Source organism: Nonomuraea sp. NPDC049028 (genome assembly GCF_043197735.1).
GTDB lineage: Bacteria > Actinomycetota > Actinomycetes > Streptosporangiales > Streptosporangiaceae > Nonomuraea.
This window is the reverse complement of record NZ_JBICTR010000002.1, coordinates 535,980-557,295: the sequence shown is the minus strand read 5'-3', so window position 1 is coordinate 557,295 and position 21,316 is coordinate 535,980. Positions and strand designations below refer to the sequence as shown.

The following is a 21,316-nucleotide window of genomic DNA, read 5'->3' as shown; positions in this document are numbered from 1 at the left end:
GCTCACGCGGTCGCCGCCCGGCGCCCGCGCTGGGCGGCGAGCAGCATGCCCGCCGGGATCACGACGAGTACGAACGGCGTGGGCTCCAGCACCACGGCCGCGACCAGGCCCCACACGGCCACCCCGATCGCGATGTACGGCGGCGGCACCTGTCCGAGCCGCCCGAACCGGACCACCAGCGCCCCGACCAGCCCGAGCGGCACGGCGAAGCTGCCCCACACCATCCAGAAGGCGCCCGCCGCCGGTGCCGGATCGCGCAGGCCGTCGAGCCCGTCCGCGCCCAGCCACAGCGCACCGCTGAACCAGTCCGGCAGGTGCTGGGCACTGATCACTCCGGTGATCAGCAGGTGCCCGGCGGCCAGGAACATGATGATCCCGCCCGCCCACACCACCCCTCTTACGGAAACATCAGTTTCGGAACTCATAGTTCCGTATCATGGATCTGCTTTGACCTCTGCGCAAGTCTTTTCCGGAACTATGAGTTCCGTATACTCGCCGCCATGCGGGAACGAAAGCAGCCCCTGGGCCGCCCCCGGGACGACCGGGTGGACAAGGCCATCGCCACCGCCGCGCGCGAGCTGATCGCCGAGCACGGTTACGCGCAGCTGACGGTCGACACGGTCGCGACCAGGGCAGGCGTGGGCAAGGCCGCCATCTACCGACGGTACGCCACCAAGCAGGAGATGATCTTCGCGGTGGCGCTGCACGACCTGGAGCTCGACACGCCTCCCGACGCGGGCTCACTCCGCGCCGACCTCGCCACCCTGACCCACCTCATGGTGGACCAGCTGGCCGCGCCGCCACCCGGCGTGGTGCCCGGCCTGCTGGCCGACGTCCACGCGGATCCGGCTCTGGCGGCCAAGTTCACCGCCACGTTCGTCGCCGCCGAACGGCGCTGCCTGGTCGAGATCCTCGACCGGGCGATCGGGCGGGGCGAGCTGGCGCGGCGGCCCGAACCGGCGGTGGTGCACGCGCTGCTGCTCGGGCCGGTGTTCGCCTGGCTGTTCCTGCTGCTCGAAGACCGATCCAACCTGCCCGCCTTCGCCACCACCGTCGCCGACGCCACGGCAGCGGCGCTCACTCGCGAGGAGGCCGGCTCTCGCGAGGAGACTCGTTGAGGGGTGGGGCCTTTCTGGCGGAGCCGCGGTAGAGGTCGGCGTCATAGCGTTGTTCGCCCTCGTCGAGCTTGGCGTTGGCGGCCGCCACCAGGTCGACGCCGAGCACGTCCGCCAGCCGTACCAGATAGAGCGTCACGTCGGCGAGCTCCGAGCGGACCCGGGCGAGCGCCTCGGGGTCGAGGTCGGCCGACTCGTCGGGGGTGAGCCATTGGAACTCCGCCAGCAACTCCCCTGCCTCCCCCGCCAGTGCCATGGCGAGGTTCTTCGGCGTGTGGAACTGCTCCCAGTCTCGCGCACGCGCGAACTCCCGCTGCCGTTCGGCGAGTGGCTCCAACTCGTTCGTCACGCCTGACGACCTTAGCGGGCCGCGCGGCGCCCGCCGTCAACTGCCGAGGAGGCCATGGAGGTCGTGGTCACCCGCTGAGGAGATCGTGGATCGCCTGGAAGACGGCGTCGGGCCGGCGGAAGCTGATGGAGGCGTGGCCGACGTCGTCGACCAGGCGGTTCTCGCCGCGCGAAACCGAGGCGGCCAGCGCGTCATACAGTCGCCGCTTGCCGTCGATCTCCTCGCGCAGCAGCGACTCGGGGGTGCCCTGGGACACCGCTTCCTTGAAGGCGTCGATACCCGTGGCGGTGAGCACGATCAGCGGCACGTCGGGCAGCCGCCCCGCCCCGCGTACCTCGTCGTGGAGTTGGTAGCGGTTCGCCGCCTCCTGGGCGCCGATCCCTATCCATTCCGGGCTGACATGGCGTTCGACGAGCAGCTCGCGGGTGGCCGCCGGCCAGTCGGCCAGCACCTGCGTGAACAGGCCGCGGTAGAACTGGATGACCTCGTCGGGCAGCTCGTCGGGAACCGCCTGGTCGGGGTCCCATTCGGCCCAGGTCTCGACCAGCTTCGGGGGCATGTACGCGTCGTAGTCCTCGTGTTCGGGTTCGACCAGGACCAGGCCCGACACCTCGCCGGGGAAGCGCTGCGCGTAGTGGCGGGCGTACAGGCCGCCGAGGGAATGGCCGACCAGCAGGTACGGCGCGGGCACGCCGGCGACCCGCAGCAGCTCGCGCAGCTCGTCGGTGACCTCGGTGGAGGTGCGCGGCAGCTCGGCCCGGTCGCTCCATCCCGTTCCGGCACGGTCGTAGAGCACGCTCGTGGTGAGCTCGGCGGCCCGCTCCTGGACGTTCAGGAAGTCCATGCCGGACGATCCGGCTCCAGGCAGAAACACCACCGCCGGGCTCCCGTCGCCCGATCGGTGCAGCGGCAGCCGCCGCCCTCCCACCTCGTAGAACCGCCCCAATGGAAGCGTCGGTTGGTCCTTCATCGCGGAACCCCTCCTGTACGTTGCTTTCCCAAGTTTGGGAACAGTACCAGATATGGGATCGTAGCCAGATGGACACGCTTGACCTGCTCCTGCACCCGGTTCGGCTGCGCATCGTGCACGCCATGTCCGGCGGACTGACCCGCACCACGTCCGACCTGTGCGCTCGCCTGCCCGACGTCCCCAAGACCACGGTGTACCGGCACGTGGGCCTGCTGGCCGAGGCGGGAGTCCTGGAGGTGGAGGGCGAGCAGCGGGTGCACGGCGCCGTCGAACGCCACTACCGGCTACGACGGACGCGGGCGGTGATCGATCAGGACGCGGCCGCGTCGATGTCCTTGGAAGACCACCGGCACGGCTTCGCCGCGGCCATGGCGGCCCTGCTCGCGGAGTTCAACGCCTATCTCGACCGCGAGAACGCCGACCCGACCACGGACTCGGTGTCGTACCGGCAGTTCCCGCTCTGGCTCAACGAGGACGAACGCACCGAGATGATCAGCGACATGGTCGGCGTCATCATGCCCCGGCTGCGGAACGAACCCGCACCGGACCGCGGCCACCACCTGCTGAGCACGATCTTCTTTCCGACCGAGGATCCACAGCCGGAAAGTCACCGACCTCAAGGTGAGTAGGACGGGGTTCAGAGCCAGCCGGCGTCGCGGGAGATGCGGATGGCGTCGATGCGGTTGCGGGCGCCGACCTTGTTGATCGCGTTCGACAGGTAGTTGCGTACGGTGGCCTGTGACAGCGAGAGATCGGTGGCGATCTGGGCGACGCGGATGCCGGTGGCGGCGGCGCGCAGGACCTCGGTCTCGCGAGGGGTGAGCGGGCTGCTGCCGGTTTCGAGGGCGGCGGCGACGAGTTCGGGGTCGATGACGCGTTCGCCGCGGGCTATGCGGCGGATGCCGTCGGTGAGGGCGTGGGCGGGGGCGTCCTTGACGATGAAGCCTCTGACGTGGACCTTCAGGGCGCGGAGGAGGTTGCCGGGCTGGCTGAGGCCGGTGAGGACGAGGGTGCGGCAGGCGGGGAGCTGGGCGGACAGTTGTTCGGCGGCGGACAGGCCGTCCAGGCCGGGCATGTCGATGTCGAGGACCGCCACGTCGGGGTGGACGCGGAGGGCGGTGGCGAGGACCTCGTCGCCGCGTTCGATCTCGGCGACGACCTCCATGTCGTCCTCCAGCGACAGCAGGGCGACCAGGGCTGAGCGGATCATGTGCATGTCCTCGGCGATCAGCACGCGGATCACGCGACCTCCTCGGGGACTTCTACCGACAGCAGGAACAGGCCGTCGTGGACGGTGGTGAGCCACGTGCCGGAGGCGGCGCGGGTCCGCTCGGCCAACCCGGAGAGCCCTGTGCCGGGCGGGGTGAGGTGGGGTGGGGTGCGGGTCAGGTCGGCTGCCCCAGAGGAGGGCTGGACGCCGTCGTTGACGATTTCCAGGCGTATCGTGCCCTGGTGGTGGGTGAGGGTGATGGCGCAGGTGCGGGCGTCGCTGTGACGTAGCAGGTTGGTGGTGCCTTCGCGGATCGCCCAGGCCAGGGCGTTCTGGGCGGGGGCCGACAGGGGCGGCAGGTCGGCCACGTCCAGGCGGGTGTCGACGCCGGCGGCGCCGAGCAGGGCCGCGGCGCCGTCGATCTCGGTGCGCAGCGATACGGAGTGCTCGTCGCGGGTGATCGCGCGTACATCCCGCAGCGCGTCCCTGGCGACGCCGGTCAGGCTCTCGACCTCGTCGCGGGCGGCGGCCACATCTTTCGCGAGCAGGCGGAGGGCCAGGTCGCCTTTGAGGGAGATGGCCGACAGGCTCTGGCCGAGCAGGTCGTGCAGGTCGCGGGAGACGCGGATGCGTTCCTCGCCGACGGCGGTGGCGGCCAGCTCGGTGCGGGTGGCCTCCAGCTCGTTCAGCAGCCGGACCAGCCGGGCGCCACCGACCAGCGTGCCGGCATACAGGATGAGGGCGAACAGGGCGTACGCGCCCAGAAGGAGGGCCTGGGGGATGGTGTGGGCGTCGTCGCGCAGCATGGCGATCACCTCCTTCGCCGGGTTGTGCAGGAGCTGCGCGATCACCGCGAACAGCATCAGACGGCCGCGCAGCAGCATCACGATCGAGGCGAGGGCGAAGCTGGTGAAGGCCTGCCAGTTCGAGCCGAACCACCAGAGGGGGACGTTGGCGAGGATGACGAGCGCCGCCAGCGTCCAGGGCCAGCCCGCCGGGCGTTCGCCTCTGGAGGCGGCCAGGCTGTGTCGCAGGCTCAGGAAGAGGGCCAGGGCGCAGGCGACGGTGGCGACGACCGGGTTGCCGGATGGACCGTCCATGCCGAGGGTCGTGTAGACCGGGACCTGTACGGCCAGCAGGACGTGCAGGGCGATCAGCGGCCAGAGGGGGTGGCGCACGACCCACCGCGGCGCGATCGGCGGGGTCATGGGCGGGCCTCGGACGTGTGGATGTGGGGCCGCACGTCGATGGTTTCGATGGTGTCGTCGGCGCGCACCTCCAGGCGCACTCCGCCGGCCAGGAGGGTTGCCGTGATCGTGCAGGTGCTCACGCCGTCGGCGCGCAGCAGGCCGGTGACCGTCGCGCGCAGAGCCGCCCGGGGCCGCGGTGCGATCGTGTCGGGGATGCCCGTGCGGGGCAGTTGCAGGCGGGTCTCGATGCCGGCTGCGGAGAGCAGGGTGGCGGCCGTGTCGAGTTCGGCTCGGAGGGACGGCTGGCGGTAGCCGCGTACCCGCTGCCTGGCCTCGGCGAGCGTACGCCGGGAATCGTCGGCGAGCCCGGACAGCTCCGCCTCCAGATCAGCCCGCTTGTCGAGCGGGGTCGTCAGCAGGTCGGCGGCGCGTGCGCCGCGGGCCGCGAGGGACTCCAGGGCGGTGCCGAGCGTACGGCGGAGGTCGTCGTCGATGCGGCGCCGCTCCTGTGCGACCGCCCGCTGGGCGAGCACCTCCCTGGCCGACCGCAGGCGGACGAGGGCGGCGGAGAGCCAGACGAGCAGGAGTACGGCCCCGCTGCCGCAGAGCTCCGAGAGAGTGAGCCACGGCGCGGCGTTCCATGGCAGGCCCAGCAGCAGGGCGACGGGTGCCGCCGCGATCGCCAGCGACAGGTACGCGACGAATGACCACGGGCCGGGGAGGACCAGGACGGCCGACACGGCGAGGCTCGCGTAGGTGCGCGGCGACCGCGCCGACCGGAGCCAGCCGGACGACGCGGTCGGATCGCCAGAATGCCACCAGCCGAACCACCCCCTGTCCACGTGTCCCGGCTGACCAGGGTAGGTGGCCCGGCCGAGTGGCGGCCACCAGCGGTGGCCTGGTCGGGGAGAGGAGCAGGGTCATGGCTTGGCCATGCCTACGCGCCTGCCTCGTCGGCGTCGATCACACGGCCGAGGTTGTCGAGCTCGTTGGCGCGGCCGGCGGCCAGCCGCTGGGTCCACTCCTCGTCGTGCATCGCGTCCGCCGTCATCGTGACGCGGACACCGCCCTCGACAGTCTCGAGCTCGACCACGGTGAGGAAGTCGTACGGGTCCACGCCGGGGATGAAGTCGGCGAGCGAGGTGTAGGAGAGCCTGCCCGGCTCCGACACCTCGACGAACTTCTTACGGGATTCGGTGCTCAGCGGCATCCCGTGGCTCTCCATGAACGCGATCTGCTCCGGCGCCGTGGCGCTCATCGTGTAGATGAGGTCGCCGCCGGGCCGCAGGTCGAGCTTGCCGACCTCGACGGTGAAGCCGTCCGGCGACCACCAGGAGGCGATGCCCTCGGGGGTGGTCCACAGCCGCCAGACGTGCTCGGGGGTGGTCGGGTAGGTACGTGTGATACGCACGCTCTCGTTGGCCAATGTCATGGTCTGCTCCCTAGCAAGTGGGTGATGAACCCAACCCTGCACCCGCGTCGGCCAGGACAAACAGATACAGATGTCACTTAGCGCCCCGTGTATTTTGCGTGGATATTTTGCGTGGACGGGCAAGAACTGAAAGACAAGCTCAGAGGTCGGCGTCGTGGACGAGGATGGCGGCCTGGACGCGGTTGGTCAGGCCGAGTTTGGCCAGTACCCGGCTCACGTGCGCCTTGACCGTCGCCTCCGAGAGGCTCAGGTCGCGGCCGATCTCGGCGTTCGACAGACCGCGGGCGAGGGCTCTGATCACGTCCTCCTCGCGGCCGGTGAGCGCGGCGAGCTGCCTGCGGGCCGAGTCCGACCGCGAAGGCGCACGGTCCACGAACGCGTCGATCAGGCGCCTGGTGACCGACGGGGAGAGCATGGCCTGGCCGGCGGCCACCGTACGGACGGCGGCGGTCAGGTCTCTCGGCGGCGTGTCTTTGAGCAGGAAGCCGACCGCGCCGAGCCGCAGCGCCTCGTGGACGTACTCGTCCAGGTCGAACGTGGTCAGCATGACGATCTTGGGCGGGTCCGGGGCGGCCAGTACGCGGGCGGCGGCGGTCAAGCCGTCGGTGCCGGGCATCCGTACGTCCATGAGCACCACGTGCGGCCTGAGCCGGGCCGCCGCCCCGACGGCCTCCTCGCCGTCCCTGGCCTCGCCCACCACCACGATGTCGTCGGCCGTCTCCAGGATCATCCGCAACCCGGATCTGACCAGGGCCTCGTCGTCCACGACCAGCACCCGGATCATGCCGCGGCCCTCACGGGAATGTCGGCGGTGACGCGGTAGCCGCCCTCCCGTCTGGGGCCCGCCGCCAGCGACCCCCCGAGCAGCTCGACACGCTCACGCAACCCCGCCAGCCCCCACCCCGCCCCGGGCAGCGCCCGTTCCGCCCCGGACAGCGCCTGCTCCGCACCCGGCCCGTCCGACCGTGTCGTGTCCCGCCCGTTCGACAGCGTCGTGTCCTGCCCGTCTGGCAGCGGCCGCTCCGCGCCCGGCCCGTCGGCGGTGCCTCGGTTCAGGATCTCCACCTGGAGTGTGTCGTTCAGGAAGCGCACGTGTACGTCGGTGTGGGCGTCGCGGGCGTGTTTGTGCACATTGGTGAGTGCCTCCTGAACCACCCGGTAGGCGGTCCGCTCCACCGTAGAGCCGAGTGCGCGCGGCTGACCGTGGTCGTGCCTGCGTACCGAGATGCCCAGCGCGCGCGACTGGTCGAGGAGCCGGTCGAGGTCGGCCAGCGTGGGCTGCGGGCTGAGCTCGGCGGGCTGCTGGTTCGAGCGCAGTACGCCGAGCAGCTCACGCAGGTTGGCGAGCGCCTCCCGGCCGATGTCGCCGATCATGGACGCCGTACGGGCCGTGGGCTCGTCGGCGGCCCGTACCTCCAGGGCCCCCGCGTGCAGCACCATCAGCGAGACCCGGTGCGCGACCACGTCGTGCATCTCCCTGGCGATACGCGCCCGTTCCTGGGCCCTGGCCTGCTCGGCCCGCATCACCTGCTCGCGTTCGAGCCGGTCGGCCCGCTCTCTGGCGGCGGCCAGCACGTCGCGCCGGGCCCGGGTCCAGAGCCCGAACACGAACGGCAGCCCCACCAGGGCCATGGCCATCAGCGCCACGTTGGCGGGGGTAGCCGTCACCATCTCCCGGCGTCCGCCGATCAGGTCGCCGACGACGACGGCCGTGCCGAGCGCCACGGCGGTGCCACCCAGGTAGCTCGTGATGCCGCGGGTGCCGCGCAGGGTCGTACCGGCGTAGTAGGAGGCGACCATCAGCGGCGGCCACATCACCAGCCACACGTAGAAGACGGCGCCGAGTACGGCGAGTGGCCACCACGACCGCCGCGCCCACCACGCCGCCACGCCCGCGGCGGCCGCCGTCGTGACGAACACGGGCGAGGTCAGGCCGTCGGTCTGATCGAACGGCACCGCGGACACCACGAACACGGCCGGCCCGAGCAACACCGGCAAGCCGCCCTCGATCCGTCTGCTCACCTGCATGTTCGTCAGCCTATGGGGCGACGCGGGGCCGCCGCCCGAGCCGATCGTCGATCGGGACCGCTACGAAAGGAGGGGGTGCCGGTCGACTTCCCGGGCAAGCCGGGCCGGTGGGTACGGGCCCAGGCTGGGCCGCATGAAACGACACCTGATCGTGGCCTTGGGCGTGGCCCTGCTGGCGACGCCGACCGTACAGGCACAAGCACAAGCACAAGCCGAGACCGCGCGCACCGGGCCTCTACAGACAACTGCGGGCACCTCGTTGCCCGTGCCCACCGGGAAGTACCCCGTCGGACTGGCCTCCCTGCATCTGGTCGACACAGACCGTCCCGATCCGTGGGTGCCGCAGGACGGGCCGCGGCAGCTCATGGTCTCCCTGTGGTACCCGGCCACGAAGGCGGGCACGCGGGCGGCTCCCTACGTGACGCCGCAGGAGTCGGCGCTGATCGTCAAGCCCTATCCGAACGTCCCCGCCGACACGCTCGCCAAGACCCGGACCTACGCCACGGTCGACGCGAAGCCGCTCACCCGCAGCCTGCCGCTCGTGCTCGTGTCTCCGGGTTTCAGCTTTCCCCGCGCGACGATGACCTCGCTGGCGGAGGACCTGGCCGGCAAGGGGTATCTGGTCGCGGCCGTCGAGCACACCTATGAGTCGGCGGCCACCACGTTCCCCGACGGGCGGACCACGACCTGCGCCGCGTGCGCTGGGGAGAACACCGAGGAGAGAGGGGCCGCGATCGCGAAGAGCCGGGTGATCGACCTGTCGTTCGTGCTCGACCGGCTCACCGCCAAGAGCGGCTGGGGGCGGCTGGTCGACAGGTCGCGGATCGGCGTGGTCGGCTTCTCGGCGGGCGGCAACGCCGCCCCGCAGCTCATGGCGGCCGACAAGCGGGTGCGCGCCGGGGTGAACCTCGACGGGAGCTACAACCCGAAGCAGCCCACGGGTACGGTACGCGGGCCGCTTCTCATGATGGGCACCAAGGAGAACCACACGCCGGCCGGTGACGTGTCATGGGTCAACTGGTGGTCGAAGGTGAACGGGTGGAAGCGCTGGCTGTCGGTCGCGGACACGGACCACGCCTCGTTCACCGACTACGCGGTGATCAGGCCGCAGGTGGGTCTGCCCGCACCGGCGCTGGACGGTGAGCGCGCCGTGTCGATCACCCGGACGTACGTCGGCGCCTTCCTCGACCGGCACCTGCGCCAGCAGCGGGAGCCGCTGCTGGACAAGCCGTCGAAGGACTTCCCCGAAGTGACGTTCTGGCCTGAGCCCGCCTCTCGGCGCTGAGGGTCACAGCAGCGCCGCGTGCAGCCGGGTCATCATGGCCCAACACCAGCCACAACGGACCGTCACCTGGGACCTCGTGAGCACCGTAGATCCAGCCCGCCCCCGTTCAGCTGTATCGTGCCTGAGGTGAACGGGGTCGAGTTGTTCCTGCTCGGGCGGACGCTGATGAAGATCGGCGAGGAGGCCATGCCCACCGAGGGCATCGGCGAGCACTCCACCAGCGTCCGGACCGTCCTCATCGTGGTGAGCGACATCCGGGAGCACCCCGACACCTCCGTGGGCGAGGTGGCGGCCCGTACCGGCCTGCCGCAGAGCGCCGTCTCCGCCGCCGTCGCGCGGCTCAAGACCGTGGGCGCCCTGGAGACCATGACCGACCCCCGCGACCGGCGGCGCTCCCTGATCAGGGAGTCGCCGCAGGTTTCGGCGCGGCTGTCGGAGGTACGTGCCGCGCCGGTGGATGACGCCGTGGCCGCGGCCCTCGACACCGACGACCGGCACGATATCGCCGAGACGGTCGAGATGCTGGAGGAGCTGGCCCGCCGCCTCATCCCCAGGACGCTCAGCCGTTAGCCGTACGAGGGAGTTGATCGACATCGAACGCACCGTGATCGACGGCAGGCTCGCCGAGGCGCCGGAGGTGACGCTGGCCGTCTCGGCGAGATACGGGCACTTCACCGCGATGCAGGTCAGGCAGGGCCGGGTACGCGGCCTCGACCGCCACCTCGACCGGCTCGACCGGGCCACCGAGGAGCTGTTCGGCCGCCCGCTCGACCGTGGGCTGGTGGTCGACTCCATCAGGTCGGCCCTGGGTCTGGACCGGCGGCCGGCGGTCGCGCCCGACGCGTCCGTACGGGTCTACGTGTGCGAGGTCGCCCGCCTGCACGTACTGGTGACCGCCAAGCCGCCCGTCGAGGTCGCCACCACCCCGCGCAGCCTCAAATCGGTCCGCTACCAGCGCTTTCTCCCGCACGTCAAGCACCTGGGCGGCTTCCCCCAGGGCTACCTGGGGCGGAAGGTGCAGGCGGAGGGCTTCGACGAGGCCCTGCTCACCGCGGACGACGGGGTGATCTCCGAGGGTTCGATCACCAATCTGGGCTGTTTCGACGGCACCCGGGTGATCTGGCCGGACGCGCCCATGCTGCACGGCATCACGATGCAGCTCATGGAGGCGGGGCTGACTCAGGCGGGTGTGCCGTACGAGAGCCGGGTGTTGCGGGTGGCAGATCTGGCGGACTTCGAGACGGTGTTCCTGACAAACTCGCACGGCGTCGTGGCCGTGGGGCAGGTCGACGATCTGACGCTGAAGGTGGACGAGGCGGCGATGGGCCGGCTGATCGGCTACTTCGAGGGCATGCCCTGGGAGGAAATCCATCATTCTTGATACATCATTCTTGATGTATTAGGGTGAGTGCCATGGAAACTGGCATGTTGCGGGTGGCCGGCGCGCACCTCTACTTCGAGGTACGGGGCACCGGCCCCGTCCTGCTGATCTCGCAGAGCGGCGAGGGTGACGCCGGACGCAGCGTCGACCTCGTGGACCGGCTCGTCCCCGACCACACGGTGATCACGTACGACCGGCGCGGGCTCTCGCGCAGCACCCTGGACGACCCGGCTCGGGGCGCGACCGTCGAGGAGCACGCCGACGACGTCCTGCGCCTGCTCGACCACCTGACCAGCGAGCCGGTGACGATGCTGGGCATGAGCTTCGGCGCCACCATCGGGCTGCACCTGGTGGCCAGCGGCCGGCTGAACAGGCTGATCGCGCACGAGCCCGTCGCGCCGTGGCTGCTCCCCCCTGACCAGTGCCTCGGCCACCGGCGGGAACTGGCCGAGGGGCAGGAGATCTATCGGCGCGACGGCCTGCCCGCCCTGATCAAGGAGATCAGCAGGACGCTCGGCATCGACCTCGCCGCCAAGGACGTCGAGCCGGACTTGACCCCGCAGCCGATGACCGAGCAGCGGGCCGCCAACTTCGGCTACTTCGTGGAGCACGACTGGACGGCGATCATCGCCGACCGGCTGGACCCCGCCACGCTGAAGGGCGCCCCGATCGTGCCCGTCGCCGGTCGCGCCACGCCGCGCACGGTCTTCGACTATCGATGCGCCGAGGAACTGGCGCGGCTGCTCGACACCGACCTGGTGCACTTCCCGGGCGGGCACAACGGCAACACCTCGCACCCCAGGGCGTACGCGGCCTCACTACGCGAGGTCCTCGCGTAACTCTTTCGCACGGTCGGGCCCCCGGAACCTGCGGTCGCTTCGACTTTTCCCGAAATATGGCTGGCGCAGGTGAAGTGTCGGCGATCATCCCGGCATGGACGCTGCGGAATTCCGCCCCGAAGACCTCGAACGGATCACCGCCCAGGCGGAGCAGATGCTGCTCCGCGTCGAAGAGGTACGCAAGGAGGTCGACGTGGTCGTCGGCCGGGGCACCGGCGCGGACGGGCAGGTACGAGTGGCCGCCGGCGCCAACGGGCGGCTCGTCGAGCTGGTCATCGCCCCGCGCGCGATGCGCCTGGACAGCCAGAAGCTCGCCGAGGAGCTGCTGGGCGCCGCCCAGCAGGCGCAGGACGAGGCCGACAGGAAGGCCAGGGAGATCATGGCCGACACGCTCGGCGAGTCGATGCCGACCCAGCGGGAGCTCGACGACCGGTTCGGCCAGGTCCTCGAGTCCTTCGAATCGTCGATGGACGAGCGCATGCGGGCCATCGACGAGCGGCGCCGGGGCACGACCTGACCGACACTTCGAGGTTGTTTGAAGAGTGCCCCCAGCCGACCCCGCCGCTCTAGGGTGTCGGCGGGTATGCATGTGCGCAAATGTCGCGGGATGTGAATTTGGTGGCCATTCGGTGGCAGAAGGCGGCACGGCGGAGAGTGGCGGGCCTCGTCGCGCTCGCGATCGTCGCCGCGCTCACGGGCATCGGGTTCTTCCTGGGTACGGGTGTGTCCAGCGCCCGGCCCAAGCTCGCCGACATCGGCGCCTGGCTCGCCAGCGCGCTCAACGGTGAGGTCGTCCACGCCAACGGCCTGTCCGGCCAGGTCGACGGCCGCGTGGACCTGGCCGCCGCGAAGGGCGACGAGCTCAAGGTGGTCCAGGACGGCAACAGCGTGCTCGTCGTCGACGAGTCGACCGGCCAGGTCAGCCGCATCGATCCGACCCAGCTCGAAGTCGCCCAGACCAAGAGCCTGGGCGCCGGCGGGACGCAGCTGGTCATGGGTGCGGGCAAGGCGTACGCGATCGACCCGCAGGCGGGCACCGTCCAGCAGGTGAACCCCCTGACCGTGGACACGATCGGCGCCGCGATCACGCTCAAGGGCCCGCTCGGCCAGGCGGGCATCGACAAGAACGGAACCCTCTGGGTCCCCGTACCGGAAGAGGGCACGCTGGCCCAGATCAACGGCGCCCAGCAGGGCAAGGCCGTCACCGTGGGCGAGCCCGGCGACCCGCTCACGCTGACCATGGCGGACGGCGTACCGCTGGTCACCAACTCCGCCGCCGCGTCGGCGATGGTCATCGGCTCGACCGGTACACGGCTCACGGTGAGCCTGCCCAGCACGGTGACCGAGGCCGGGCGCGGCGGCATGCTGATGCCCGCCGTCGCCGAGGCCACGATCGTCCCGATGCTCGCGCCCAAGCAGGGCGCGCTGGTGCTCGTGGACACCGCGAGCGGCGCGCTCAGCACCGTGTCGGTGAAGGGCGGCAAGCTCGGGCCGCCGCAGGCTCTCGGCCGACGCGTCTACATCGCCGATGAGAGCACCGGGCGGCTCATCGTGTACGACACGGTGGCCAAGAGGTTCGACGCCGAGAAGGTGATCACCGGCAAGGCGGGACCGCTGGAGGTGTTCGTCAAGGACGGGCTGCTCTGGGTCAACGACCAGTTCAGCGAGACCGCGCTGGTCGTCGAGCAGGACGGCAGGGCGCACCGGGTCGGCAAGTACGACGAGGCGCTCGGTCAGAAGGACACCCCTACCCCGCTGCCCGTACCCACCGGCACGCCCACCATGGCGCTCCCGACCACCGTCCCGACCCGGCAGACCACCCAGCCCACGGCACGGCCCACGGTGACGGTCACGCGCACCCCGAAACCCACCACGACGAAGCGCTCGGAGACCCCCAGCCCGCCCCCGACCAGCACCCCCACACCGACGCCTACCCCGACACCCACGCCCACACCGACGCAGACCCCCGGCCCGCCGGGCACCGTCACGGCGAACTCGGGACCCGGCTGGATGGAGATCGTGTTCACCCCGTCGAGCCAGGGCAAGGCCACCGGCTACACGCTCAAGGGCGCCCCGGACAGCGCGAACGTGACCCCGGACCGCGTACGCTCCGACGGCCCCTTCCAGTTCCGGGTCACCGGAGGCCGCTGCGACCAGGAGTACACCTTCCGCGTCGCGGCCCAGTACGACGGCGGCGAGTCCGTCTCCGACCCCACCATCCCGGTACGCCCCTGCGTCGCCCCGGGCAGACCGGCGAGCTTCGAGGCCAAGGGCAAGAACCACGGCGCCGACCTCACCTGGTCGGCCCCCGACAACGCCAAGGACGGCGGCGTCAGCTACGTACTCGAAGGCCCCGGCCAGCACCCGGGCACGCTCGACGGGACCAGCGCGGAGGTGACCGGCCTGAAGAACGGCCAGGACTACACCTGGACATTGCGTGCCAAGAACGGCGCCGGCGAGGGCCAGGAGCGCGCCGAGGCCAAGGCGGGGCTGCAGCCGCCGTCGGCGCAGTTCCGCAACGCGCACAACGACAACAGGGACACCCTGATCCGGTCCGGCCCCTCAGCAGGGGCGGAGGCGGGCCGCATCCCCAAGGGCGAGTACATCACCATGACCGTGATCTGCCAGACCAAGGGCGCGGGCTTCACCGACACCGACACCGGCATGAGCAGCGACGTCTGGAACAAGGTGGAGTCCAGCCGGGGCAGCGGCTGGCTGAACGACGTGCTGATGGACACCCCGAAGGGGGGATTCCCCGCCGCCCCCCTCTGGGAGTGCGAATGATCACCAGAGCCGGCTGGGGCACCCTGGCCGCCTCCGTACTGCTGTACGCGGTGGCGGCACCGCTCGGCTACCAGCAGGCGGGCGCGCTGTCGGCCGGCGGGATCGCCGCCGTCGGCGCCGGTCTGCTGTGGACGCTGCGCCGGCCACGCCTGGAGGTACGCCGCGAGGTCACGCCCGTCAAGGTCGCCAGAGGCGAGGCGGCCATCGCGATGCTGCGCGTCACGAACAGGGGCCGCTGGCGGCGCGACGCCCTGGAGGCCCATGACACCTGCCGGGACACCGCGATCGTGGTCGGCGTACCGCCGCTGGCCAGGAACTCCACCGGAACCGTGTCGTACCGGCTGCCCACCCGCAGGCGCGGCGAGACCCCGGTGGGCCCGCTGCGGCTCGACCGGGCCGACCCGTTCGGCCTGGCCCGGCGCACGACCTCGTACGGCCAAGCGGATCTGCTGCTGGTCCGGCCGCGCACGGTTGCGCTGGAGCCGCTGAACTCCGGCCGGCAGCGCCACCTCGACGGCTCCGCCTCCCGCTCGCCGAGCGGCACGATCACCTTCAACGGCGTCCGCGACTACGTGATCGGCGACGACCTGCGGCACATCCACTGGCGGTCCACGGCGCGTACCGGGACCCTCATGGTCAAGGAGCTCGAGGACGTCAGCCTGCCGTACACGACCACGATCCTCGACACGCGCGCCGACTCCTACGGGGGTGACGACGAGTTCGAGCTGGCGGTGGACGCGGCGGCGTCGGTCGCCTGGTCGGCGAGCCGCCGCCGCTTCCCGGTGCGGCTGCTGACCGGCGCGGGAGAGCTGCTGTCCGTCAAGGGCGGCGCCGAGGAGGCCGAGGAGGTGCTGGACCGGCTGGCCCTGGTCGAGCGGACGGCCGACGCGGAGACGCCGGTGGACGCGGTACGCCGCGCCGGCTCGGGTGGGGCACTGATCCTGGTCACCGGGGCGCGGACCGCCCTGTCAAGCGTCGCGTCGGTGCGGCGGCGCTTCGACCAGGTGGTCTGTGTCTGGGTCGGGGCCTCCTCCGGCGACCGGCCGCCGATGGTGCCCGGTGTGACGGTCATCGAGATCGGCGAACTGGCCGAACTGGCGGCGGCATGGCCGCGCTGACCACCCCGCCGGGCAGGCCGGTCGCCCCACCCCCGCCGGACGTGCCGCCTACGCCGGACGTGCGGGCCATGCCGGTCGCCCCGCCCACACCGGTCGCCCCGCCCACGCCGGGCGTGCGACCGGGGACGTCCGAGGCTGCGCCGCTGCCGTCTGTGCCCGAGTGGCGGCGGGTGGCGTCGATCGTCATCGTGATCCTGCTGGCGGGTACGGCCGGGCTGGCGTTCGACGGGGTGTTCACGCTGGGCGCACTGATCCCCGTGGTGGCCGTGGCGGCGATCGTGCCGGGCGTGGTGTCGTACGCGCTGGCCAGGATCTTGCCGCTCTGGGTGTCTCTGGCCGTGAATCTCCTGGCCTGGCTGATCGCGGTGTCGGCGACCCTGTTCAGGACGCAGGCCCTGGCCGGGTTCCTGCCGAGTCCGGCCAGCGTGCGAGCCGCGCTGCTCGGCGTGCGCGACTCGGGGAAGGCACTGCTCACGACCATCCTGCCGGCCGAGGGGGACGGCAGGACGATCGTGCTGGCGCACTTCCTGGTCTGGGCGGCGGCGGTGGCCGGGACCGAACTGGCCCTGCGGACCAGGGCGGTGGTGCTCCCGGCGGCCCCGGCCGTACCGGTGCTGGCCGCCGCCGTCGTGCTGGGCGTGTCCGGTCCCGGCTCGCAGCTGCCGACACCGGCCGTCCTCGTCGGGCTGGCCCTGCTCCTGGCCCTGGTCCGGGCGGCCCGAGCGGCCAGGACGTTCGTGGCGGGCGTCCCGCTGCTGGCCGTCCTCGTGCTGATCGCCGTCGCGGCCGGACCGGTGCTGCCATTCGCGAGCAACCCGTACGACGTGCGCCAGTTGGTGGCCCAGCCGCCCCCGCGCCCGCTCGCCGGCGTGAGCCCGCTCGACCAGGTGTCGGCCTGGCTCCAGAACCCCTACCGCCAGCTCTTCACCGTCAAATCCACGACCGAGGCGAACTGGCGGCTGGCCGTACTGGACCGCTTCGACGGCGTCACGTGGACCTCCAGCGCCGGATACCTGCCGACGGGCGGCCGGGTCCCCGCCGACGGCGACGACCTCGGGGGCGCCCGCGACGTCGTCGAGCAGCAGTTCACGCTGCAGAAGCTGTCCGGTCCCTGGCTGCCCGCGGCGGACCGCCCGCAGCAGGTGACCTTCACCGGACCGGCGCCCGACTCCGCGGCCGGCCTGATGGCAGATCCGGCGACCGGGATGCTGGCGAGCGCCACCACCACCGCTCGCGAGGGCATCACGTACCAGGTGATCTCCGGCATCCGCCGCTACTCCGCCGCAGACCTGCGCGAGGCGGTCCCCGCCGCCGACCAGGCCGCCCTGGCACTGCCCAACGGCCCCGACGGCCGTACTCCCCCACAACGGGCCCGCCTCGCGGCCATCGCGCGCAAGGCCACGGCCGGCGCCACCAGCCCCATGCAGCAGGCCGTACGGCTGGCCGCCTACCTGCGCAAACACGCCGACTACGACGTCAACTCCCCGCCGGGGCACAGCTATCGCAGCATCCAGTTCTTCCTCACCGAGGCGAAGAAGGGCACGACCGAGCAGTTCGCGGCGTCGTACGCGCTGCTCGCCCGCTCGCTCGGCCTGCCCAGCCGGGTGGTCGTCGGCTTCGGTCCGGGCAAGGCGGAGGCAGGCGGCGTACGGCAGGTGCTGGCGGGTGACGTGCTCGCCTGGGCGGAGGTGGAGTTCAAGGGGATCGGCTGGGTGCCCTTCTACCCGACCCCGGCGCGCAGCCACGCGGGCGAGAGCGGCGACGTCGCCGAAGGCGTGTCCAAGCAGCGCCAGGAGATCGAACAGGAGATCAGCGGCGACCACGCCGACCCCGCCGCCACACCGTCGACCCACCGGCCCACACCACAGCCATCACCCCGCCAAGCCGGCCACGGAGCCGGAACCACCTGGCTGCCGATCGCGGGCGCGGTGGCCGGGGGGCTGCTGGGCGGGTACCTGCTGGCGGTGACCGTACTGCCGCCCCTGCGCCGCCGACGCCGCCGGACGGGCGATCCGCGGGCGCGGGTGGCGGGCGCGTGGCGGCAAACGGTGGTACGACTGCGCGCCGCCGGGGTCCCGGCCTCGTCGCGCGTACTGACGGCTCGGGAGGTGGCCACGCTGGGAGTGACGGCTTTGGGCACCCACGCGTACGAGCCACTGACGGGGCTGGCAGACCTGGCGAACCTCACCCGATTCAGCGACGCCCCCGCGGACCAGGAAGCTGCGGACATGGCCTGGCGGCACTACGCGAACATCGACCTGCTGGTCAGACGGAAGATCGCGCTACCGCGCCGCCTCGCCCACCGCCTGGCACCCGGCTCGCTGCTCCACTGAGCGGGGTCAGCCAGATCAAGCGTCGCAAGAACGCACTTGAACGCAACGACGTATCTTCACCTGCACGATCATCGGTTCCTTTCATCCTCAGGCAGCCAGTGCGACGCGGTGGTTTTGAAGGCCGGCGACGGCCTTGCACAGGTGTCCGGCCTTGGAAGTCGTCTTCCGCTCAAGGGCCTCCGGGCGAGCGCCCTGGGGTGCATCCGTGCTTTTCGTGGTCAGTGACCGCGGTTTTGCGGGCTGGCCGGGACCGCGAGCAGGCCTCGCAGCCCCTCGGCGTAGCTGGCTGCATCGAGCTTGAGCAGCGCTCTTTGGACGATGAACCCGTGGATGGCGCCAAGCAGGACATTGGCCAGGTGCTCCGGTGCCACCGGGCCGGAGGTGAGGCCACGATGCCGGTGGGCTTCGACGAGCTGGACGAACCATTGCCTGACAGGCGCGATGGCCTCGGCGAAGAGCGAGGCCATCGCCGGATTTCGTAGGGCCTCGCTCCAGATCTGGATCGCGAGCCGTGGCGTGCCCTCGTGGTCGTCCAGCCGTTCGATCGCACGCAGGATCTCGGTGAGCGCCTCCAGCAACGGGGGCGGCTCGTCAAGGAGCGTTTTTTCGAACGCGGCGGTGACCTCAGCCAAGGTGGCCTCCACGATCGCGAGCACGATGGCGTCCTTGCCGGGGAAGTACCGATAGAGGTTGCCGGGCGACATCTGCGCTTCGCGCAAGATGTCCTGCATAGAGGTCGCGTGGAAGCCGTTGGCGAGGAAACAGCGGCGCGCGGCTGCCAGGACATGCTGACGGCGCGTGTCGGCGGCTGGACTGTGTGAGACGGGCACCCCCCGAGGATGGAATGAACGTTCATTCTTGTCAACCACGCCAGAGATGTGCTGAAGTGATGAGAACGAACGTTCCTTCGCAAGGATGGTCATGAACAATCCCCACCCCGTGGTCACCACCAAGCCGGGCGCTGTTCAGGGAAGCTGGGACGGGCGCGTCGCGTCCTTCCTCGGCGTGCCCTTCGCGGCCGCCCCCATCGGCGACCTTCGTTTCGCTGCTCCGCAGCCGCATGCCCGGTGGCAAGGCATCCGTCCGGCGACCGCCTTCGGCCCTGCCGCTCCGCAGCCACCCGCCAACCCCGCCAGACCCGCCGATGCGATGCAACTGCTCACCGGCTCGCCAACGCTGGCCCAGGCCGAGGACAACTGCCTCACCTTGAACATCTGGACCCCCGGCGTCACCGGCAAGCCCCGGGCCGTGCTGGTATGGATCCACGGCTCCGGCTGGCTCAGCGGCGCCAGCGCCTGGCCCGGCTACCACGGCCGCAACCTGGCCGCCGCCGAGGACATCGTCGTCGTCACGCCGAACTACCGGCTCGGTCCGCTGGGCTTCCTGCGAGTCCCAGGCATCGCCGAAGGCAACATGGGGTTTCTGGATGCGATCTCGGCGCTGCGCTGGGTGCGGGAGAACATCGCCGACTTCGGCGGCGACCCCAACCGCGTCACCGTGGCCGGTCAGTCCGGAGGCGCGGTGACCGCCGTGGCGCTCCTGAGCTCCCCCTCAGCCACAGGCCTCTTCCATCGGGTCTTCGCCCAAAGCGGCCCCCTCGGCATCGCCATGCCATCCCCGCACGAAGCCGAACAGGTCGCGGAGGAATACCTGCGCCTCCTGGGCCTGAGCGTCACGACAGCCCATCGTTTGCGAGACCTTCCGGCCGAAGAGCTGATCATCGGTTGCCAGCGACTCGTCGCCGACAGCGGCCGGCGACGCATCGGCGCCCCGGCCCCGCCGATGCATCCGATTGCCGGCGCCCCAGGGCTGCCCGGGCCTGTTCTGCCCGCCGTCGCCGCCGGCGTCGCTCCCGGCATCGACGTCCTGATCGGCGCCACCGCCGAGGAGATGAACCCGTTCCTGGCCATCGACCCCGCCTCCGCGGCCATTACCCGCGATGCCGTCCTGCAGCTTGTGGAACGCCTGGCGCCCGACGCGGCCCCACAGGTGGTCTACGACCACTACGCGGCCCGGCGGCCGGGCGCGTCCGCCTCTCAAGTCCTGGCCGACATCACCACCGATCGCCTGGTCAGGCTACCGGCGCTCCAGGTCGCCGAGGCGCGCGCTCGTCACGGTCATCCTGGCTTCGTCTACCAGGTGGACTGGAGATCGGCCCTCGGTGCCTGCCACACCGTGGACATCCCGCTGCTGTTTGACAATCTTCCAGCCTGGTCGGCCTCTCCCATGTTCCGCGATGTCGACTCCGCCGGCGTCGAACCGACCGGTCACGCCTTCCGGCGGGCCGTGGCAGCCTTTATCCGCACCGGAAATCCGAACGCCCCGGGCGTCCCGGCGTGGGAGGCATACACCGAGCTTCGCCGCTGCACCATGCGCTTCGACACGTTCGTCACCGCAGCGAACGACCCCGCCTACAGCGAACGCGGCCTCTTGCTTCCGCCTGCTCAACACTCGTCCGGTAGCAACGACAACTCATGAACACCTCGCACATGTCCCCTTCTCGTCACAGGCGGAGTCCTCGCCTCGCTGGAGTCGCGTGCGCAGGTTTCGCCGCTGTAGTCGCTGCGGCGAGCGGTGCGCTCAACTCGGCTGTGCTCAGATCGGCTGGGGTGCCTCTTTCAGCCCCGAAAAGACGGCGGCGATCAGACGCCGTCCTTGGGCCACACCGTCGTCGTTGTTCGCGACGCGCCACAGAAAGCTCATAAGCATGATGATGTCGGCGGGGTCGTGCCCGGGAGCGATGGTGCCCTCGGCCACGCAGGCCTCGACGAGCTTGGCCACCGCCGCGGTGGTCGGCGCCCACGAAGCGCTGATCACGTCCTGGGCCGCGGCGCTGTGCAACGCGTCACCGAGGCCGTGCTTGATGCGGATGTAGGCCGACAGAGTCTCGAACCACTCGACGAACGCGTCCTTCGCCGATGGATGGCGCGCCAGCGCCTCGTCGGCGGTGGTGGTCAGGCGTTCGATGTCGTGCTGGTAGGCCGCCAGGATCAGATCCTCCCGGGTGGGGAAGTGCCGGTAGAGCGTGCCGGCGCCGACGCCGGCACGCTTGGCGACCTCGCTCAGCGGCACGAGCGGGTTGTCCCCGAACAGTTCGTGGGCGGCCTCGATGATCGCCACACGGTTACGCGCGGCGGCCTTGCGCTGCGTGCCGTAGGTGCTCGGCGTCTGGTCGGTCATCACCCTATGGTGCCTCCGATGGACTTGCGGACAATCCTCCGCTAGTTTGGGTGAGAACTTGCGGAGAATCGTCCGCAAGTTCAAATCCCACAGGAGACGCCC

General features: G+C 70.9%; 22 protein-coding genes. 11 read left to right on the top strand and 11 right to left on the bottom strand.

All coding sequences use genetic code 11. The annotated features are described in order from the left end of the window. Nucleotides 1-2: 2 nt before the first annotated feature. Complete coding sequence (locus ACGFJ2_RS08700; RefSeq protein WP_357942244.1) at nucleotides 3-425, bottom strand: hypothetical protein; 423 nt, start codon at nucleotides 423-425, stop codon at nucleotides 3-5. 75 nt (nucleotides 426-500) lie between these two features. On the opposite strand from ACGFJ2_RS08700, the gene ACGFJ2_RS08695 reads away from it, so the two are divergent. Continuing rightward, nucleotides 501-1,118, top strand: coding sequence for a TetR/AcrR family transcriptional regulator (locus ACGFJ2_RS08695; RefSeq protein WP_393466209.1), 618 nt, complete (start codon nucleotides 501-503; stop codon nucleotides 1,116-1,118). On the opposite strand, the gene ACGFJ2_RS08690 is transcribed toward ACGFJ2_RS08695, so the two are convergent. Continuing rightward, the gene (locus ACGFJ2_RS08690; RefSeq protein ID WP_393466206.1) at nucleotides 1,078-1,464 is read right to left on the bottom strand and encodes a nucleotide pyrophosphohydrolase; all 387 of its coding nucleotides are present in this window, start codon (nucleotides 1,462-1,464) and stop codon (nucleotides 1,078-1,080) included. The two genes, ACGFJ2_RS08695 and ACGFJ2_RS08690, sit on opposite strands and share 41 nt — an antisense overlap. Before the next feature lie 67 nt (nucleotides 1,465-1,531). Next, on the bottom strand, nucleotides 1,532-2,434 hold the full coding sequence (locus ACGFJ2_RS08685) for an alpha/beta hydrolase (RefSeq protein ID WP_357942238.1): 903 nt from the start codon (nucleotides 2,432-2,434) through the stop codon (nucleotides 1,532-1,534). A 68-nt stretch (nucleotides 2,435-2,502) separates the two neighbouring features. On the opposite strand from ACGFJ2_RS08685, the gene ACGFJ2_RS08680 reads away from it, so the two are divergent. Beyond that, nucleotides 2,503-3,063: a helix-turn-helix domain-containing protein gene (locus tag ACGFJ2_RS08680; protein ID WP_393466203.1), complete on the top strand. Its 561-nt coding sequence runs from the start codon at nucleotides 2,503-2,505 to the stop codon at nucleotides 3,061-3,063. 8 nt (nucleotides 3,064-3,071) lie between these two features. On the opposite strand, the gene ACGFJ2_RS08675 is transcribed toward ACGFJ2_RS08680, so the two are convergent. From ACGFJ2_RS08675 to ACGFJ2_RS08650, 6 genes are all read right to left on the bottom strand, one after another. Beyond that, complete coding sequence (locus ACGFJ2_RS08675; protein WP_357942234.1) at nucleotides 3,072-3,677, bottom strand: response regulator transcription factor; 606 nt, start codon at nucleotides 3,675-3,677, stop codon at nucleotides 3,072-3,074. Next, the gene (locus ACGFJ2_RS08670) at nucleotides 3,674-4,852 is read right to left on the bottom strand and encodes a histidine kinase (RefSeq protein ID WP_357942232.1); all 1,179 of its coding nucleotides are present in this window, start codon (nucleotides 4,850-4,852) and stop codon (nucleotides 3,674-3,676) included. The genes ACGFJ2_RS08675 and ACGFJ2_RS08670 overlap by 4 nt, the downstream gene beginning before the upstream one ends. Continuing rightward, complete coding sequence (locus ACGFJ2_RS08665) at nucleotides 4,849-5,676, bottom strand: hypothetical protein (protein WP_393466199.1); 828 nt, start codon at nucleotides 5,674-5,676, stop codon at nucleotides 4,849-4,851. The genes ACGFJ2_RS08670 and ACGFJ2_RS08665 overlap by 4 nt, the downstream gene beginning before the upstream one ends. Before the next feature lie 95 nt (nucleotides 5,677-5,771). After that, a complete protein-coding gene (locus tag ACGFJ2_RS08660; RefSeq protein WP_393466196.1) occupies nucleotides 5,772-6,266 on the bottom strand; it encodes an SRPBCC domain-containing protein in 495 nt (164 codons plus the stop codon). Nucleotides 6,267-6,405: 139 nt separating this feature from the next. Then, the gene (locus ACGFJ2_RS08655; protein WP_393466193.1) at nucleotides 6,406-7,050 is read right to left on the bottom strand and encodes a response regulator; all 645 of its coding nucleotides are present in this window, start codon (nucleotides 7,048-7,050) and stop codon (nucleotides 6,406-6,408) included. Beyond that, entirely contained in the window at nucleotides 7,047-8,294 is a 1,248-nt protein-coding gene (locus ACGFJ2_RS08650) for a sensor histidine kinase (protein WP_393466190.1), read from the bottom strand. Before ACGFJ2_RS08650 ends, ACGFJ2_RS08655 begins: the two co-directional genes overlap by 4 nt. A gap of 133 nt (nucleotides 8,295-8,427) precedes the next feature. Between ACGFJ2_RS08650 and ACGFJ2_RS08645 the strand changes: the two genes are divergently transcribed. The 8 genes from ACGFJ2_RS08645 to ACGFJ2_RS08610 all read left to right on the top strand — a co-directional run bounded on the left by ACGFJ2_RS08645 (nucleotide 8,428) and on the right by ACGFJ2_RS08610 (nucleotide 18,034). Beyond that, nucleotides 8,428-9,579: an alpha/beta hydrolase family protein gene (locus tag ACGFJ2_RS08645; RefSeq protein ID WP_393466187.1), complete on the top strand. Its 1,152-nt coding sequence runs from the start codon at nucleotides 8,428-8,430 to the stop codon at nucleotides 9,577-9,579. Between the two features lie 126 nt (nucleotides 9,580-9,705). Next, entirely contained in the window at nucleotides 9,706-10,149 is a 444-nt protein-coding gene (locus ACGFJ2_RS08640) for a MarR family transcriptional regulator (protein ID WP_358177505.1), read from the top strand. 13 nt (nucleotides 10,150-10,162) lie between these two features. After that, the gene (locus ACGFJ2_RS08635; RefSeq protein WP_393466183.1) at nucleotides 10,163-10,960 is read left to right on the top strand and encodes an aminotransferase class IV; all 798 of its coding nucleotides are present in this window, start codon (nucleotides 10,163-10,165) and stop codon (nucleotides 10,958-10,960) included. A gap of 32 nt (nucleotides 10,961-10,992) precedes the next feature. Further along, the gene (locus ACGFJ2_RS08630; RefSeq protein ID WP_393466180.1) at nucleotides 10,993-11,799 is read left to right on the top strand and encodes an alpha/beta fold hydrolase; all 807 of its coding nucleotides are present in this window, start codon (nucleotides 10,993-10,995) and stop codon (nucleotides 11,797-11,799) included. A gap of 94 nt (nucleotides 11,800-11,893) precedes the next feature. After that, nucleotides 11,894-12,316, top strand: a complete 423-nt coding sequence (locus tag ACGFJ2_RS08625; RefSeq protein ID WP_393466177.1) for a YbaB/EbfC family nucleoid-associated protein — start codon at nucleotides 11,894-11,896, stop codon at nucleotides 12,314-12,316. Nucleotides 12,317-12,417: 101 nt separating this feature from the next. Further along, nucleotides 12,418-14,583, top strand: coding sequence for a hypothetical protein (locus tag ACGFJ2_RS08620; RefSeq protein ID WP_393466174.1), 2,166 nt, complete (start codon nucleotides 12,418-12,420; stop codon nucleotides 14,581-14,583). Continuing rightward, complete coding sequence (locus ACGFJ2_RS08615; protein WP_393466171.1) at nucleotides 14,580-15,701, top strand: DUF58 domain-containing protein; 1,122 nt, start codon at nucleotides 14,580-14,582, stop codon at nucleotides 15,699-15,701. Before ACGFJ2_RS08620 ends, ACGFJ2_RS08615 begins: the two co-directional genes overlap by 4 nt. Next, entirely contained in the window at nucleotides 15,689-18,034 is a 2,346-nt protein-coding gene (locus ACGFJ2_RS08610; protein ID WP_393466168.1) for a transglutaminaseTgpA domain-containing protein, read from the top strand. Before ACGFJ2_RS08615 ends, ACGFJ2_RS08610 begins: the two co-directional genes overlap by 13 nt. 218 nt (nucleotides 18,035-18,252) lie before the next feature. On the opposite strand, the gene ACGFJ2_RS08605 is transcribed toward ACGFJ2_RS08610, so the two are convergent. Continuing rightward, the gene (locus ACGFJ2_RS08605) at nucleotides 18,253-18,957 is read right to left on the bottom strand and encodes a TetR/AcrR family transcriptional regulator (protein ID WP_357942207.1); all 705 of its coding nucleotides are present in this window, start codon (nucleotides 18,955-18,957) and stop codon (nucleotides 18,253-18,255) included. Between ACGFJ2_RS08605 and ACGFJ2_RS08600 the strand changes: the two genes are divergently transcribed. Next, nucleotides 18,950-20,512, top strand: a complete 1,563-nt coding sequence (locus ACGFJ2_RS08600; RefSeq protein ID WP_393466165.1) for a carboxylesterase/lipase family protein — start codon at nucleotides 18,950-18,952, stop codon at nucleotides 20,510-20,512. The genes ACGFJ2_RS08605 and ACGFJ2_RS08600 overlap by 8 nt on opposite strands. Nucleotides 20,513-20,629: 117 nt before the next feature. On the opposite strand, the gene ACGFJ2_RS08595 is transcribed toward ACGFJ2_RS08600, so the two are convergent. Then, nucleotides 20,630-21,214, bottom strand: a complete 585-nt coding sequence (locus tag ACGFJ2_RS08595) for a TetR/AcrR family transcriptional regulator (protein WP_357942203.1) — start codon at nucleotides 21,212-21,214, stop codon at nucleotides 20,630-20,632. Nucleotides 21,215-21,316: the final 102 nt, after the last annotated feature.

What these genes read in the sequence shown, in the direction of transcription:
- ACGFJ2_RS08700 (WP_357942244.1), bottom strand. Translation starts at nt 425, where the DNA reads ATGAGTTCCGAAACTGATGTTTCCGTAAGAGGGGTGGTGTGGGCGGGC.
- ACGFJ2_RS08695 (WP_393466209.1), top strand. Translation starts at nt 501, where the DNA reads ATGCGGGAACGAAAGCAGCCCCTGGGCCGCCCCCGGGACGACCGGGTG.
- ACGFJ2_RS08685 (WP_357942238.1), bottom strand. Translation starts at nt 2,434, where the DNA reads ATGAAGGACCAACCGACGCTTCCATTGGGGCGGTTCTACGAGGTGGGA.
- ACGFJ2_RS08680 (WP_393466203.1), top strand. Translation starts at nt 2,503, where the DNA reads ATGGACACGCTTGACCTGCTCCTGCACCCGGTTCGGCTGCGCATCGTG.
- ACGFJ2_RS08670 (WP_357942232.1), bottom strand. Translation starts at nt 4,852, where the DNA reads ATGACCCCGCCGATCGCGCCGCGGTGGGTCGTGCGCCACCCCCTCTGG.
- ACGFJ2_RS08660 (WP_393466196.1), bottom strand. Translation starts at nt 6,266, where the DNA reads ATGACATTGGCCAACGAGAGCGTGCGTATCACACGTACCTACCCGACC.
- ACGFJ2_RS08655 (WP_393466193.1), bottom strand. Translation starts at nt 7,050, where the DNA reads ATGATCCGGGTGCTGGTCGTGGACGACGAGGCCCTGGTCAGATCCGGG.
- ACGFJ2_RS08650 (WP_393466190.1), bottom strand. Translation starts at nt 8,294, where the DNA reads ATGCAGGTGAGCAGACGGATCGAGGGCGGCTTGCCGGTGTTGCTCGGG.
- ACGFJ2_RS08645 (WP_393466187.1), top strand. Translation starts at nt 8,428, where the DNA reads ATGAAACGACACCTGATCGTGGCCTTGGGCGTGGCCCTGCTGGCGACG.
- ACGFJ2_RS08630 (WP_393466180.1), top strand. Translation starts at nt 10,993, where the DNA reads ATGGAAACTGGCATGTTGCGGGTGGCCGGCGCGCACCTCTACTTCGAG.
- ACGFJ2_RS08625 (WP_393466177.1), top strand. Translation starts at nt 11,894, where the DNA reads ATGGACGCTGCGGAATTCCGCCCCGAAGACCTCGAACGGATCACCGCC.
- ACGFJ2_RS08615 (WP_393466171.1), top strand. Translation starts at nt 14,580, where the DNA reads ATGATCACCAGAGCCGGCTGGGGCACCCTGGCCGCCTCCGTACTGCTG.
- ACGFJ2_RS08610 (WP_393466168.1), top strand. Translation starts at nt 15,689, where the DNA reads ATGGCCGCGCTGACCACCCCGCCGGGCAGGCCGGTCGCCCCACCCCCG.
- ACGFJ2_RS08600 (WP_393466165.1), top strand. Translation starts at nt 18,950, where the DNA reads ATGGTCATGAACAATCCCCACCCCGTGGTCACCACCAAGCCGGGCGCT.
- ACGFJ2_RS08605 (WP_357942207.1), bottom strand. Translation starts at nt 18,957, where the DNA reads ATGACCATCCTTGCGAAGGAACGTTCGTTCTCATCACTTCAGCACATC.
- ACGFJ2_RS08595 (WP_357942203.1), bottom strand. Translation starts at nt 21,214, where the DNA reads ATGACCGACCAGACGCCGAGCACCTACGGCACGCAGCGCAAGGCCGCC.